The organism is Flavobacterium niveum (genome assembly GCF_055231775.1).
In genome coordinates this window covers 488,113-502,962 of the sequence record NZ_JBUYSX010000002.1, presented here as the reverse complement: position 1 = coordinate 502,962, position 14,850 = coordinate 488,113, and the positions used below count along the sequence as shown (strand labels likewise).

18 protein-coding genes are annotated in these 14,850 nt (G+C 44.2%); 14 read left to right on the top strand and 4 right to left on the bottom strand.

The genetic code is table 11. From position 1 onward, the window contains the following. Positions 1-2 precede the first annotated feature (2 nt). Positions 3-605 carry a thioredoxin family protein gene (locus tag ACZIX4_RS07670; protein WP_463335033.1) on the bottom strand — a complete coding sequence of 201 codons (603 nt, stop codon included), beginning with the start codon at positions 603-605 and terminating at the stop codon, positions 3-5. 98 nt (positions 606-703) lie between these two features. Between ACZIX4_RS07670 and ACZIX4_RS07665 the strand changes: the two genes are divergently transcribed. From ACZIX4_RS07665 to ACZIX4_RS07630, 8 genes are all read left to right on the top strand, one after another. Next, positions 704-1,486, top strand: coding sequence for a patatin-like phospholipase family protein (locus tag ACZIX4_RS07665; protein ID WP_463335032.1), 783 nt, complete (start codon positions 704-706; stop codon positions 1,484-1,486). 71 nt (positions 1,487-1,557) lie between these two features. Continuing rightward, complete coding sequence (gene pyrH, locus ACZIX4_RS07660; RefSeq protein ID WP_463335031.1) at positions 1,558-2,265, top strand: UMP kinase; 708 nt, start codon at positions 1,558-1,560, stop codon at positions 2,263-2,265. 36 nt (positions 2,266-2,301) lie between these two features. Next, on the top strand, positions 2,302-2,862 hold the full coding sequence (gene frr / locus ACZIX4_RS07655; RefSeq protein ID WP_463335030.1) for a ribosome recycling factor: 561 nt from the start codon (positions 2,302-2,304) through the stop codon (positions 2,860-2,862). A 108-nt stretch (positions 2,863-2,970) separates the two neighbouring features. Next, positions 2,971-3,219, top strand: coding sequence for a hypothetical protein (locus tag ACZIX4_RS07650; protein WP_463335029.1), 249 nt, complete (start codon positions 2,971-2,973; stop codon positions 3,217-3,219). Between the two features lies 1 nt (position 3,220). Beyond that, a complete protein-coding gene (locus ACZIX4_RS07645; RefSeq protein ID WP_463335028.1) occupies positions 3,221-3,502 on the top strand; it encodes a type II toxin-antitoxin system RelE/ParE family toxin in 282 nt (93 codons plus the stop codon). 57 nt (positions 3,503-3,559) lie between these two features. Next, a complete protein-coding gene (locus ACZIX4_RS07640; RefSeq protein ID WP_463335027.1) occupies positions 3,560-6,001 on the top strand; it encodes a DUF5686 family protein in 2,442 nt (813 codons plus the stop codon). A 75-nt stretch (positions 6,002-6,076) separates the two neighbouring features. Next, positions 6,077-6,901: a hypothetical protein gene (locus tag ACZIX4_RS07635; protein WP_463335026.1), complete on the top strand. Its 825-nt coding sequence runs from the start codon at positions 6,077-6,079 to the stop codon at positions 6,899-6,901. Positions 6,902-6,991: 90 nt separating this feature from the next. Continuing rightward, entirely contained in the window at positions 6,992-7,420 is a 429-nt protein-coding gene (locus tag ACZIX4_RS07630) for a hypothetical protein (RefSeq protein ID WP_463335025.1), read from the top strand. A gap of 17 nt (positions 7,421-7,437) precedes the next feature. Here ACZIX4_RS07630 and ACZIX4_RS07625 read toward each other — a convergent pair whose 3' ends face one another. Next, positions 7,438-7,764, bottom strand: coding sequence for a DMT family transporter (locus tag ACZIX4_RS07625; RefSeq protein WP_463335024.1), 327 nt, complete (start codon positions 7,762-7,764; stop codon positions 7,438-7,440). Positions 7,765-7,922: 158 nt separating this feature from the next. Between ACZIX4_RS07625 and asnS the strand changes: the two genes are divergently transcribed. The 5 genes from asnS to ACZIX4_RS07600 all read left to right on the top strand — a co-directional run bounded on the left by asnS (position 7,923) and on the right by ACZIX4_RS07600 (position 12,243). Beyond that, entirely contained in the window at positions 7,923-9,368 is a 1,446-nt protein-coding gene (gene asnS, locus ACZIX4_RS07620; protein WP_463335023.1) for an asparagine--tRNA ligase, read from the top strand. 81 nt (positions 9,369-9,449) lie between these two features. Then, entirely contained in the window at positions 9,450-9,671 is a 222-nt protein-coding gene (locus ACZIX4_RS07615) for a hypothetical protein (RefSeq protein WP_463335022.1), read from the top strand. Between the two features lie 3 nt (positions 9,672-9,674). After that, the gene (locus ACZIX4_RS07610; protein ID WP_463335021.1) at positions 9,675-9,989 is read left to right on the top strand and encodes a type II toxin-antitoxin system RelE/ParE family toxin; all 315 of its coding nucleotides are present in this window, start codon (positions 9,675-9,677) and stop codon (positions 9,987-9,989) included. Between the two features lie 166 nt (positions 9,990-10,155). Further along, on the top strand, positions 10,156-11,628 hold the full coding sequence (gene rpoN / locus ACZIX4_RS07605; protein WP_463335020.1) for an RNA polymerase factor sigma-54: 1,473 nt from the start codon (positions 10,156-10,158) through the stop codon (positions 11,626-11,628). A 3-nt stretch (positions 11,629-11,631) separates the two neighbouring features. Further along, positions 11,632-12,243 (top strand): hypothetical protein, encoded by a 612-nt coding sequence (locus tag ACZIX4_RS07600; protein WP_463335019.1) that lies wholly within the window; start codon positions 11,632-11,634, stop codon positions 12,241-12,243. Positions 12,244-12,253: 10 nt separating this feature from the next. Here ACZIX4_RS07600 and ACZIX4_RS07595 read toward each other — a convergent pair whose 3' ends face one another. Beyond that, entirely contained in the window at positions 12,254-12,892 is a 639-nt protein-coding gene (locus ACZIX4_RS07595; protein WP_463335018.1) for a YceI family protein, read from the bottom strand. 174 nt (positions 12,893-13,066) lie between these two features. Here ACZIX4_RS07595 and ACZIX4_RS07590 point away from each other — a divergent pair, with 174 nt between their 5' ends. After that, entirely contained in the window at positions 13,067-13,957 is an 891-nt protein-coding gene (locus ACZIX4_RS07590; RefSeq protein ID WP_463335017.1) for a winged helix-turn-helix domain-containing protein, read from the top strand. Between the two features lie 67 nt (positions 13,958-14,024). On the opposite strand, the gene ACZIX4_RS07585 is transcribed toward ACZIX4_RS07590, so the two are convergent. Beyond that, positions 14,025-14,693 carry a type 1 glutamine amidotransferase domain-containing protein gene (locus tag ACZIX4_RS07585; RefSeq protein ID WP_463335016.1) on the bottom strand — a complete coding sequence of 223 codons (669 nt, stop codon included), beginning with the start codon at positions 14,691-14,693 and terminating at the stop codon, positions 14,025-14,027. Positions 14,694-14,850 lie beyond the last annotated feature (157 nt).

The window sequence follows — 14,850 nt, the reverse complement described above, 5'->3', positions numbered from 1 at the left end:
AATTACTTCAGTAATGCCAGTACTTCTTTCATAGTACTGACACCCTTATCTTTAGTGTACCACTTTTGCAGGTCGGTTTTGGCTTCATCGGTCACTACACCAAATTTCTCTTTATTCTCCCTGATGATGGCTGCACCGTCTTCCGGCCTTGGCCCCCAGCTTGCTATAGGCTCCTGCGTATCGGTGCTTACCACAATAAGCTTGGGTATAGAACGGGCACCATTGGTAAGGTAGGCATCCATTAGCTCGGGATTATCGTCGCGAAGTACCAGCTTCAGGTCTATTTTGTCTGTGGCAAGTGCCATTTTGTTCAGCACCGGCACTATCTGGGCGGCATCGCCACACCAGCCTTCGCTTATTACTACAAACTGGTACTTATTTTCAAGGTTTTGAAGCCCGGTAGCAATGTCTTCAGGCAATGCCAGTGTTTTATCTAGGCGGTTCATGCGTGTGTCGTTCAGCGAGCTGTAATGCGTAAGGGCTTCGCTCTGGGTGTGGCCGGTACTCATGCCCTGTGCCAGGAGGTCAGCAGCATGTTTACGGTAATCAGTATAGGTAAATGCCTGTTTAAGGCTGTCCTGTATTAAATTTTGAGAAGTTGTCATTTCTAAAGGTATGCTTAAATTAACTCAATATTCTAATAGCAAAAAAAAGCCCATTTGCTAAAAAACTGTAATTTAGTCAGGCAAATCAAAAACCGTGTATGAAATTTGAAGGAAAGAACATTGGCCTTACCCTTTCCGGCGGGGGTACAAAAGGCATAGCCCACGCCGGGGTGCTTAAATTCCTTGACGAAACCGGCATAAAGCCGCACAGTATAGCAGGTACCAGCAGTGGTGCCATAGTGTCATCTTTATACGCCTGGGGCAAAAAACCCGAGGAGATACTGGAGTTTTTTAAGTCGATTTACTTTTTCCACTGGCGGCATTTTACTTTCCGTAAGCCCGGTTTTATAGATTCGGGTGCGTTCCGCGATTATTTCCACGATATTTTTGGCGAGGCTACACTGGGCGAACTGCCTTATGATATGCACCTTACCGCAACCGACCTGGTATCGGGCAAGCTGCGTATTTTTGGTGACGAAATAAAAATAGCCGATGCCGTACTGGCCTCTGCTGCTTTCCCGGGGATTATTTCGCCATACGAGATAGACGGGCGGCTGTACAGCGACGGCGGCATAGTAAACCACTTCCCTACCGATATACTGCAGGGGCGCTGCGACGTAAACATAGGCATCTACGTAAGTGCCATACAGAAAATAGAGAAAGACCACCTTACCAGTATAAAGGCGGTAACGGCACGGGCATACGAACTGCTTTCGGCAAACAGTAATATGCAGAAATTTATGCTGTGCGACTGGATCATCAACCCCGAAGACCTGGCGTTTTATAACACCTTTGAAACCAATAAGGCCAAGATGGACGAGATATTTAACATAGGGTATGAAGCTGCCAAAAAGTCGTATAAAGACGTTATTATTTTATAACCGGGCAACTTCAAAATTTGTTTCTTTGGAAACAATAATTGCTATATTTGCACCATCAAAAACAAATCCCTATGAAGTACAACCGAATCCTGTTAAAACTTAGCGGAGAAGCGCTAATGGGCGAAAAGCAGTATGGTATAGACCCTGTAAGGCTTGCCGAATATGCCGCTGAAATTAAACAAATCCACGACCAAGGCGTACAGATAGCCATAGTAATAGGCGGAGGAAACATCTTTAGGGGTGTATCGGGTGCGGCAAACGGTATGGACAGGGTTCAGGGAGATTATATGGGTATGCTGGCCACCGTAATAAACGGTATGGCACTGCAAGGCGCACTGGAAGATGCCGGTATGCAAACCCGCCTGCAAACAGCCCTGGAAATTAAAGCCATTGCCGAGCCTTATATAAAGCGCAGGGCAGTACGCCACCTTGAAAAAGGCCGTATAGTAATATTTGGCGCCGGTACCGGTAACCCGTACTTTACTACAGATACCGCAGCCGTACTAAGGGGCGTGGAAGTAGATGCCGACGTAATACTGAAAGGTACCCGCGTAGACGGTATATACACTGCCGACCCTGAAAAAGACCCTTCCGCCACAAAATACGACACACTTACATTTAACGAAGTGCTGGCAAAAGGCCTTAACGTAATGGATACTACTGCCTTTACACTAAGCCAGGAAAACGAACTGCCTATTATAGTATTTGACATGAACAAGCCGGGCAACCTGCAAAAGGTATGTGTGGGCGAACTTGTAGGTACTACGGTAAACGTTTAATACTTATCAGAATACAAAACACGAAACGTAAAAGCTATGGAAGAAATAGATTTTATACTGGACAGCACTAAAGAGAGCATGGAAAACACCCTTGCCCACCTTGACAAGGAATTCCTGAACATACGTGCCGGTAAGGCAAGCCCTGCCATGCTGGGTGGTGTACGCGTAGACTACTACGGCGCCTCTACACCGCTGAGCCAGGTGGCTAACATCAATACGCCCGATGCGCGTACACTAACCGTAACGCCATGGGAGCGCAACCTTATAAAGGACATTGAAAAAGCAATCCTTATAGCCAACATTGGTTTTAACCCGATGAACAACGGCGAAAGCATCATCATCAGCGTACCGCCGCTTACTGAGGAGCGCCGCCGCGACCTGGTAAAACAAGCCAAATCTGAAGCTGAAGATGCTAAAATTGGTATCCGTAACTCACGTAAAGATGCCAATACCGAAATCAAGAAGCTTGAAAAAGATGGTATGAGCGAAGATGTATGTAAAAGTGCCGAAGAAGACGTTCAGGACCTTACAAACAGCTTCATCAAAAAAATAGATGAGCTTCTTGTGCTTAAAGAAGCCGAGATTATGAAGGTGTAATGTACCCTGCACAGCAACATACAGAATCCGCCCCTGCCGGGGCGGATTTTTATTTATCATAAATGTGCCGAAATCTCGTTATCTTTACATATCAAAAAACGAATTGCCATGGATGCCGCCAAAAAACTCGAAGTACTGGACTGGGTGATGCACCTTACCGATGAAGCCGTGTTTAACAAACTGTTGGCCATAAAGGACGATGCCCCTAATGAAAATGAAATTGTAGCGTATACCGTACTGGGCGAGCCATTGACGCGCGACCAGTATTATGCTAAGATTGAACGCGGAGAGAAAGATATTGAAGAAGGGCGATTTACCACGCAGGAAGATTTACGTAAAGAAATGGAATCCTGGTAAGATGCCGCAGCTTCCCATCATAATTTGGTCAGATGCAGCCAAAGCAGATTTAAGGAGTGTCTACAACAGCCTTCTGTTTAAAAATTCTAAAGAAACTGCCCAAAAGATACGTGAAGAAATTATTTCGGCACCTGAAGCTATTGTGTTCCCTGAACAATATCAGTTTGATGAAATCCATTACAGATACAGGAGAATTATAGTCCGAAACTACAAACTTTTATATCGCGTAGAAGACAAAACCATAAGGATAACATCTGTAGTTGACTCACGTTACGATTATTAGCCCGTGCGATATATAATAAAATTCCTTTCGTTTTTGCTTTTCTTTATTACGCTCTCCATGGGGGCGCAAAACGCCATTACCATAACGGTAAAGGATGCCGCTACCCAGCAGCCGCTGCCCTTTGCCACCATAAACAGCATGGGTAAAAACAGCGTAGCCGATGTAGACGGCAGGATTGTGCTTACCGAGTTTGACAATGAGTTTACCACCAGCTATACCGGGTATTCGCCTAAAAAGACAAAACTGAAAGAAGGCATACTTTTTTATACGGTACTGCTTACTTCTAAAGCTACCACACTAAACGAAGTGGTAATAACCGCCCAAAACCCCGCACACGATATTATAGGCAAGGCCATAAGGCGCAAGCCCGTAAACGACCCGCAACGTAAACTGGACAGCTACCGCTACAAAACCTACGACCGACTTATAGTAACCGCCAACCCCGACTCCATACAAAGCCGTATAGATACGGTATTCCAGTACGAGAAGGCAGGCAGGCTGGTAGAAAAGATAGATTCGGCTACCTATAAATTTAAGAAGATTATAGACCGGCAGCACCTGTACCAAACCGAGAAGGTATCGGAGTTCAGCTATGGCAAAGGCCAGGGGCTCAAGGAAATCGTACTGGCTACCCGCATGGCCGGTTTTAAAAAGCCGTTATATGAGTTCATCGGCCTTACGCTGCAATCGTACTCCATTTATACCGATGATATCGAGATATTTGAAACCAAATACGCAGGGCCGCTCTCTGCCGATGCCTTTAACGAATACAACTACAAAATACTGGACACCGTAAGCGTTAACGGCCGCCCCACTTACATGATTTATTTTGACGCAAAACGCAGCGTAAAGAAGAAGCTGAAGGGTGTGCTGTATATAGACCGCCATACTTTTGGCGTTGCCAAAGCCATACTCCGCGTAAAGGACGTGCTGGACATTACCTCCATCCACTACTTTGAATTTGAAAAAGACCAGGAACTTTGGTTCCCTGAGCGTAAAACACTGAAGATAACCAAGGGTAACAACAAGCAGGATATAAAAATACTGGGCGAAACCATAAAGTTTGACGCCGTAGACACACAGGACCCTAACCGCAAGAAAGAACCTTCGGACTACGTATACCTGTATTCGGAAGCGCATAATTTTGACAAGGAGTTTAACATCCCCGTTACCATACGTCGTAAGGCCGTGCAGACCGAAATACGGGAAGAAGCCATAAGCCGCCCCGATGAATACTGGAACCGTTTCCGCAACGATACGCTCGACAGCCGCAGCCTTACTACCTATATGGCGCTGGACAGCCTTGTGGCCAAGGAAAACTGGGAACAACGCATTATTTTGGGCAAACGCATCATTAACGGCTACCTACCGCTGGGCGCTGTTGATGCCGACCTGAGGCAGATTATAAAATACAACAACTACGAGGGCTTCCGCGTGGGGCTGGGTGGTATTACCAATAACCGCTTTGCCGAAACCTTCCGCATTAGCGGGTACGGCGCCTATGGTACTAAAGACGGTAAGTTTAAATACAGCCTGGGCAGTGCACTGCGCCTGGGTAAATTCTCCAACTCGTGGATAGGCGCTTCGTTTACCGATGACATCCGTGAGATAGGCAGCACCTCCTTTGCTACAGACAAGCGCGTATTTAAAATATACGACCCGCGCCCCATAAACATTTCCACGTTTTACAACCACCAAACCTGGCAGGGCTATATAGAAACCAAGATAATACCGTATACCGAAAGCATGTGGCAGCTTACCCACAGCCGCATCGACCCGAAATTTGGCTATGTGTACATACCGGACAGACACCCCTACACACTGTTTAACCTTACCATGACATCGGTATCGCTGCAATGGAACCCGTTTAGCGATTTTATGCAAACCCCCGAGGGCCGCATAGAGACCGACAAGCGTTACCCGAAATTTGCCTTCCAGTACACCAAGGCGTTTGAGGGGATTTGGGACGGCGACCTCAGCTTTGATAAAATCGACCTGAGGATGGAGGTGCAGAAGAAATTCCTGAATGGGCAGATTACCAATGCGCTGATACAAACCGGTATGGCCAGTGGCAACACACCGCTTACACACCTGTACAGCACATCGCCAAACAGCCTGCTGAAAGACGGCATACTGGAACGTATAACCCTGGCCGGTAAAAACAGTTTTGAAACCATGTACTTTAACGAGTTCTTCAGCAACCGTTATGTTACGGTGCAGCTGAAGCACGGCTTTACGCGCTTTACCATATACCGCAGCCTGAAGCTTTCGCCCATGTTGGTTACACGTTTTGCGTGGGGTAACCTGGACAATAAAGAAGAGCACCTTGGCCTGCCTTTTAACACCCTGGAAAAAGGCTACTACGAAAGCGGCATGGAACTAAACGAAATTTTTAAAGGGCTTGGATTCACCGCCTTTTACCGCTATGGTCCCTACCAGCTACCACAGTTTGACAAGAATATTTCGATTAAGGTATCATATGTACTGAATTTGTTTTAGGGGTTTTCCTGATGTTTTTGTTGAGGATTTTTAATAATATTACTCTAATTAAATTAACCTTCCAAACTAAATAAAATGAACGAGAAGTACCTAACTGCATTTATTAATATCACTCTGTTAATTTTTGGAGCGATTCAAATTATTTTTTTAAAATCTCAAAAGAAACATACTCGTATTGCTTTAACGGAACAATATAGAAACTTATGGAGCACACTGAAAAAAGATTGGGGTATATTAGTTTTCATTGGTCGAGATAAAGATGAGTATTACCAAGTTCTTGATAAAAAATCAATTGAAAAACTTAAACTCAAATTAAATAAAAATGATTTCCCTACAATTTGGTCTTTAGAAAGTGCCCACAAAGTATTTGGCACATTGGGCGAAATATCAACCAGGATATTACAGGGACATCTGACTGTATCGGATATCTATCCAATCTTCGGAACCGAATTCTTACGCCAAAGCAGACCCCTGAGACAGATTTTAGACCCAAAGTATAGTCTTATTTTTTTTACCCATCCATGTGATTCTGATAAAAAACATTTTCAAAAAAGAAAAGAAATACAAAATTGGCTAATCTATCACGATGGGTTAAGAAGACGCTGTTTAATTTTGATTGATTTACTTTGGGCTGAAGCTGCACGGCTTGAAGACTTACCTCCCGAGGATATGAAAAGTGCAGCAGAATCGAAATTAAAAACTGGAAATATAAATAAAAAAAGAGTATTCCGAGAAACCATCAGTCTAAATAATCTCACATCGATTTTTCTCGCTTATCGCCTATCAACATCATTAAACCACTCGGAATTCTCCTCTTTACTAAACCCAACTGGAATAAAGAGGAGCAGGCTTGCCGAAATAAATGAAGAATGGTCCAAAAGATTATTGAGAGAGAATTAAATAATAATTTAATCTCAAGAGAAATACTCCTAATGCAACATAAACCTCAACCCGCTATTGTAGCAATAAAATTTTTAAAAAAACACACCCATGAAATACACATTCCTCCTACTATTCACCGCATTAATTAATGCCCCGAAAACAGAAATAGCTGAGGGAATTTGGGTAAGCAATTCCAATTCTTTTATGGCAAATTATTACCTGAAGATTACTAAAGATGAAGCAACGTTGCTGGGTTGGGACACCACAATGGCTAAAGACACTCTGTACTTTAAGTCGGCCTGCAAAAGGGATAAGGAAAATCGTTTAACCTTTAAGGATTTCAGTTTTTCGAAATCAAAAAACAGCAGGGAAAGTTTTAAGACATTCAGGAGCGACCCGAATGTAAAAATCGAAAACTTTTTATTAAACCGATATTTTTTTGATTTTAAAACAGAGGGTAATGTGATGACCGCTTCATCTGCAAAAGACATGTATGACAGCAGGGCAGACAGATTTGAATTTGTTAAGATTAAATAACAGCCCGGATTTTTTTCCTAATGGGACACAAACTTCAGCCCTACAATTGAAGCAATCAGCGTAGTAAGGAAAAACAGACGCCAGAAATCTGAAGGTTCTTTAAACACAAAGATGCCCACCAACACCGTACCAACTGCGCCAACGCCCGTCCATACCGCATAGGCTGTACCTATTGGTACGGTTTGCGTGGCTTTGTACAGCAGCACCATACTTATCGTCAGGCACAGGAAAAACCCGCCCATCCAGTATTTGGCTACCATGCCCGTGCTTTCGTTGGCCTTGCCCAGGCACGATGCAAAACCTACTTCAAACAAGCCTGCAATAACCAGTAATATCCAGTTCATATCATTTTGTTTACCGCACAAAGGTACCGTTTTTAGCCGCAGGGATATTCATTGGTGAAAATTCGTGAAATTCGTGGCAGCAAAAAAAACGCTTTTTACTACATTTGCAGGCATTTGCAACACATAATTCTAAACAAGAGGATTAATTTACAACAAAAATGAAACTGACAAAGATTAAAGACCTGCTGAACAGCGCCAAGCCGATTGATGATGTACTTGTAAAAGGATGGGTAAGAACCTTTAGGAATAACCAGTTCTTGGCCATAAACGACGGGTCTGTAATTCATAATATACAGGCGGTGGTTGATTTTGAAAACACCGCACCTGAAACCCTGAAACGCCTTACCACCGGTGCTGCCGTAGCGGTAAAAGGTGCGCTTGTACCCAGCCAGGGTGCCGGCCAGAAGTATGAAATCCAGGTAAAAGAACTTGAAATACTAGGCGACAGCGACGCGGAAAAATTCCCGATGCAGCCTAAAAAACACTCACTGGAGTTCCTTCGCGAAAATGCCCACCTTCGTGTGCGCACTAACGTGTTTGGCGCTATTATGAGGGTGCGTTCGGTACTGTCGTTTGCCATTCACCAGTACTTCCAGGAAAGGGGCTTTGTGTATGTAAACACACCAATCATTACCGGTAGTGATGCCGAGGGCGCAGGCGAAATGTTCCAGGTAACATCGCTTCCTGTGGGCAACCCGCCGCTAAACGAAGAAGGCAAGGTAGACTACAAGCAGGATTTCTTCGGCAAGGAGACCAACCTTACCGTAAGTGGCCAGCTTGAGGGTGAAACCTTTGCTATGGCATTGGGCCAGATATATACCTTCGGGCCTACATTCCGTGCAGAGAACAGTAACACCAGCCGCCACCTTGCCGAGTTCTGGATGGTAGAGCCTGAAGTTGCGTTTAACAACCTGGACGACAACATGGATCTTGCTGAAGATTTCATTCAGTACGTTATAAAATATGCACTTGACAAATGCGCCGATGACCTTGCATTCCTTAACCAGCGCCTTGCCGATGAGGAGAAAACCAAGCCTACTGCTGAGCGCAGCGAACTTGGCCTGCTTGAGAAACTGAACTTTGTGCTTGAAAATAAATTCAAGCGCGTGAGCTACACTGAGGCCATTGACATCCTGAAAGCGAGCAAGCCGAACAAGAACAAAAAATTCAGCTATATCATAGAAGAATGGGGCGCCGACCTGCAGAGCGAGCACGAGCGTTTCCTTGTGGAGAAGCACTTTAAGTGCCCTGTAATCCTGTACGATTACCCGGCTAAAATCAAGGCTTTCTACATGAGGCTGAACGACAACACTGCCGAAGACAGGCAAACCGTACGTGCTATGGACATCCTGTTCCCAGGTATTGGTGAAATTGTGGGTGGCTCTGAAAGGGAAGAGCGCCTTGAGGTGCTGCAACAAAAAATTGCCGACCTGGGCATCGACGAAAAAGAACTATGGTGGTACCTGGATACCCGCCGTTTCGGTACGGCTACGCACGCCGGTTTCGGGCTTGGCTTTGAGCGCCTGGTGCTGTTTGTAACCGGTATGGGTAACATCCGCGACGTGATTCCGTTCCCAAGGACGCCGCAGAACGCTGAGTTTTAAAAGACAACCGCAATATAGTGAAGGCATTACAGTTTACATTGTAATGCCTTTTTTATTATCTTTGATACAAATGAAAATGCTATGGACTTACAAGCAAGAAAATTAAATCTTATAGAATACCTCCTTCATGTTACCGATGAAAAGGTATTTGACAAAATTGAATCATTGATAAAAAGCAATGAACCACAAGACCCTTTTACACAAGAGGAGATGATTGCCCGTGCCCAAAAAGCTAATGAAGACTATGAAGCCGGACGAGTAATGAGTTTGGAAGAGCTTGAAGAAGAGGTAAAAAACTGGTAATGAATGAAGGTTACCTGGACTAAATTTGCAATAGATAATTTAAAGTCAATCTTCGATTATTACAATGAAGTTGCCAACAAGAAGATTGCATCAAAAATTCGTGATGGTTTAATTTTGGAAAGCCGCAGGCTTCTTAAAAATTATGAAGCCTATCAAAAAGAATTATTGTTGAGTCCAAAAAATGAAGACCACCGTTATCTTGTAAAAAACCACTACAAATTAGTTTACAAAATTGTTGACCAAGAAATCATTATCACAGATGTATTTGACACTAGACAAAGTCCTTCAAAAATAAACGACCCAAATCGCAATTTATAGTACTCCGCGTTCTGCAGAGTATTAAGATAAATGAATATCCGACCAATAAAGGCCCTCTCCTCAAAAATTATACCCAATTTTTATTCGTATTAATTTTTTCTAAAAAAACGCCGCTGGCAAAAACCGTTTTTTGTACCTTTATACTGTACAAAAGTCAACGTTTACCATGCTCAAGCAAAACCTACAGTTAAAATTATCGCAAAAACTTTCACCACAGCAAATTCAGCTCATGAAGCTGATTCAGCTGCCTACGCAGGCTTTTGAACAGCGCCTTAAGGAAGAAATGGTGGAAAACCCTGCGCTGGAAGGCGGTAAGGAAGACGAGTATGACTACGACCAGGACGAATACGGCAGCAACGACGAGTATGACGACTACGATGATTATGACAACGACCGTATTGATGCCGACGAAATAAACATTGACGAATACCTTAGCGACGACGAAATTCCCGGGTACAAGCTTCAGGCAAACAACTACAGCGACGACGATGACGACCGTTCGCTGCCGTTTGCCGCTACAGTAAGCTTCCACCAAAGCCTGCTGGACCAGCTGAACACCTTTATAATGGACGACGACGAGCGCGAAATCGCCGAGTTCCTCGTGGGCAGTATAGACGACACCGGCTACATTCGCCGCAGTATTGCCGATATTGTAGACGACATGGCGTTTACCCAGGGTATTTACACCGATGAGGCTACTGTAGAACATGTGCTACACTTTATCCACCAGATGGACCCGGCGGGTGTGGGCGCACGCGACCTGCAGGAATGCCTGCTACTGCAACTAAAAAGCAAAACCCCTACCCCATCCATAGAACTTGCCATAAAAATTATTGAAGACCAGTTTGAAGCCTTTACTAAAAAGCATTACGACAAACTGCTTCAAAAATTTGACATCAAGCAGGACGAGTTGCGCCGTGCCATAGATGAAATAGAACGCCTTAACCCGAAACCGGGCGGGGCTTACGAAAGCAATGCCAAACCCATAGAACACGTAGTACCTGATTTTGGCATCAAGATAGTAGACGGCGAACTGGAGCTTTCGCTAAACGGGCGTAATGCACCGGAGCTCCACGTAAGCAAGGACTACCAGGAAATGCTGCAAAGCTATAAGGACAGCCGCCAGAAAAGCAGCCAGCAGAAAGATGCCGTGCAGTTCATAAAGCAAAAGCTGGACAGCGCAAAATGGTTTATCGACGCGATACGCCAAAGGCAGGAAACACTTTTTGTGACCATGAATGCCATTATGGAATACCAAAAAGAGTATTTTTTGGATGGTGACGAGGCCCGACTGAAACCCATGATCCTTAAAGATATTGCCGATATGGTGGGACTGGACATCAGTACTGTGAGCCGTGTAGCAAACAGCAAGTATGTAGAAACACCTTATGGCACCAAGCTGATTAAGGAGTTTTTTAGCGAAGCCATGAAAAACGACCAGGGCGAGGACGTAAGTACCATTGAGATTAAAAAAATCCTGCAAACCGTTATAGGCGAAGAAGACAAACGCAAACCCCTGCCAGACGACAAGCTGGCTGACATACTGAAAGAACGCGGTTACCCCATAGCACGTCGTACCATAGCCAAATACCGCGAGCAACTGGACATCCCTGTTGCCCGCATGCGCAAGAAAATATAAGGCATGGAAAAATTCATCCGCCTCTTTTCTTATCTGTTTTACCCGTTGTTTATACCGGTATATGCCACGCTGTTTTACTTTTTACTGGCAGGCAAATACCTGTACAACCACGAACTGTACCTGATTTTTATACAGGTGCTTATACTTACCGTGTTGCTGCCGGTATCGGTATTTTACCTGTTGCGCTCTATGGGCTACATAAAAAGTAAGATGCTGGCCGATAAAAAAGAGCGCCGCCTGCCACTGGCCATAAACTGCCTGCTGCTGTTTATGCTTATAGAATACAACTTCAGCGAATTTAGCATACAGGAACTATACTACTACTTCATGGGGCTGCTCATCAGTTATATGGGGGCACTGGTATTAGTCCTCCGCCATGTAAAGGCAAGCCTGCACATGCTGGCCGTATCGTCACTTACGCTGTTTATCATCAGCCTTTCGGTATACTACCACATACGGCTGGTAGCAGTCATTGCCATTATGGTTATCTGCTGCGGGTATGTGGCTACATCGCGCCTACAGGAAAAAGCCCATACAGGCACCGAACTGCTTATCGGCACACTGCTGGGCATGGTTCCGCAGGTGGGGCTGTGGTTTATATGGCTTTATAATTAGCGCAAAGCGCTTATTTCTTCGCTACAACATTAATCTGAAATTCAATAGAATCAGACATCGTCTTTTCAGCCAAAAGATCATAAAACTTCCCCGACTGGTAAATAACACCCCACTTTGTCCGGTCTATAACCAGCGTTCCACTTGCCGTAATTACACCACCCTTTACTTCTACTTTAGCAGGAAAAGCAACCGGATGCGTAATCCCTTTAATGGTAAGGTTCCCTGTAATTTGCTTGCCGCCGCCATTTGTTGATACACCTTTAGTAAAAGCGAATGTAGCAATGGGGAATTTTTCAACATCAAAAAAGTCCTGTGATTTTAAGTGATCTACAAGTCCATTATCCCTGCTATGGGCTTCATCTTCCATCGTATTCATGTCCACTTCGGCTATGCCGCCTACAATTTGCCCGTTTTCAATCACGAGGTTCCCTCCTGATATATAAACATAGCCCGTGTGGGAGTTAGGGCCAATTGACATGGAGCCTTTCCACATAACACTGCTCGCCTTGGTATCTATATTATATTTTTGCCCCACAGATACAGAACTTGCCAATGCATTATTTTTATTCTCTTCTTTCGGCCCTCCACAACCAAAGATAAAAGGGGCAATAATTAAAACTAAGCGTGTAATTAATAACTTCTTGTTCATACTCTAAAAATTATATTGATTAATAATATGTGACAAACAGCTGCGGAAACAGGCAATACAAAATATGTATATGGATTTCCGGATTGGCTCAGCGAAGCTACTTTGATATTTTCCGGGCTTAAGTATCAGGATTGTAAATAAAAATGTAAACTTTGTAAATAAACAGTAAACAGCATGTTTAACCGCCGAAACCTATTTACCGCGAACCGCAGGTACCTGTCCGTACTGACAGCACTCACGCTTATTGTCATAATCTGCGCGGCTTTCGGTATGGGTGGCAATGACGATTTTGACATTGCCAAAAGGGAAGTTTTACTGCGTAAAGTGGGACATGAAATACTCTTGCAATCGGGCGACAGTACATCGCGGGTGCTACCTGTAGAAAAGATTGCAGAAAATGAATACCGTATACGGTTTGAGAATGAATTTACTTTTCAAACCGATTCACTGGTGAATACTACGAGGCGTTTGCTGGAAAACAATCCCATTGCCGGTGACTATATAGTTAACGTACTGAACTGCTCTGATTACAGTATAGCCTACGGATATAGCATATCGAAAAGCACAAAAGATGATATTATAGGCTGTACAGAAAGGGAGCAACCCAAGGGATGTTACATGATTAACATCACATTTAAACCCGCAACCGTAATTACTACACCTAACAAGTACCTGCTGGGCAGCCTGCCGATAGTAGCAATTGTTGGTTTTATTTTTTCGAGGGCTGTAAAACCACGCAAGACTACACCCGACAGTAAGGACACCAAAACATTTACGTTCGGGACGGTTGTATTTAATGCCGGTGAACGTCAACTTATAATAAACGAAAAAACCACAGACCTTACCGCAACCGAAACGCGCCTGTTGCTCATTTTCGCAGCATCCCCTAACCAGGTTATAGAGCGGAGCAGGCTGCAAAAAGAAATATGGGAAGATGAAGGCGTTATTGTAGGGCGCAGCCTGGATATGTTTATATCAAAACTCAGGAAAAAACTGGAACCCGACCCAAACATAAATATCGTTGTTGTGCGTGGCAAAGGATATAAACTCGAAGTCAGCTCTTGATAAAAAACTAAAATCCGGTTAGTGTGTTACTAACCGGATTTTAGTTTTTAAAGGACTCCCTGAAGAATTAAGCCTCCAGTATGGCAATCATTTTTTCGGCAACGCCTTTGGCTGAAGCCGGGTTTTGGCCGGTTACTATGTTACCGTCGGCTATGCTGTTAGCACTCCACGGTTCAGCAGCATGGAATATAGCTCCCTGTTCTACAAGGGCGGTTTCCAGCCTGAACGGCACATCGTCAGCGGCGTAGTGATCTTCTTCTTCATTAGTAAACGAAGCTATGTTTTTGCCGTTTACAATATAGCTGCCATCACTAAGTTTCACATTAAGCAACGATACCGGGCCGTGACACACAGCACCCACTACAGCCTGGCGTTCGTAAGTTTCGGCAATTACCTGTTTAAGCAGCGGTGCTTCGGGCATATCTACCATCGGGGCAAGGCCGCCGGGTACAAATATGGCATCATAACCTTTTACATCTACATCGCCCAGCTTACGGGCTCTTTGCATATCGGCCCAACCTTGTCCTGTAAGGAAGCTAAGGTTGTCAGGGTCGGCAGCAAGGTTCAGCGCATCAAGGTAAGGGGTATCGCCGCTAAGGCTTGCAAAATCAATCTGGTAATGGGCACGGTCAAATTCGGCATAAGGGTGTGCCACTTCAGGTAAAAAGGTACCTGTCCTCCTGTTGTTTGGGCCAATAACATTGGCATTCGAAACAATAATCAAAACTTTTTTCATGACTCTAATTTTTTAAATGAATTGGTGACTTATTTTTTATTTAATACAATTGCTTTATGGTTATTAATCAGACCCTTTAGTCTCTGAGATTCTTAGAATCTAAGCATCTTAGTAACTCAGCACCTTCTCAATCACAAGACAAATTTCCGTCGCCTAC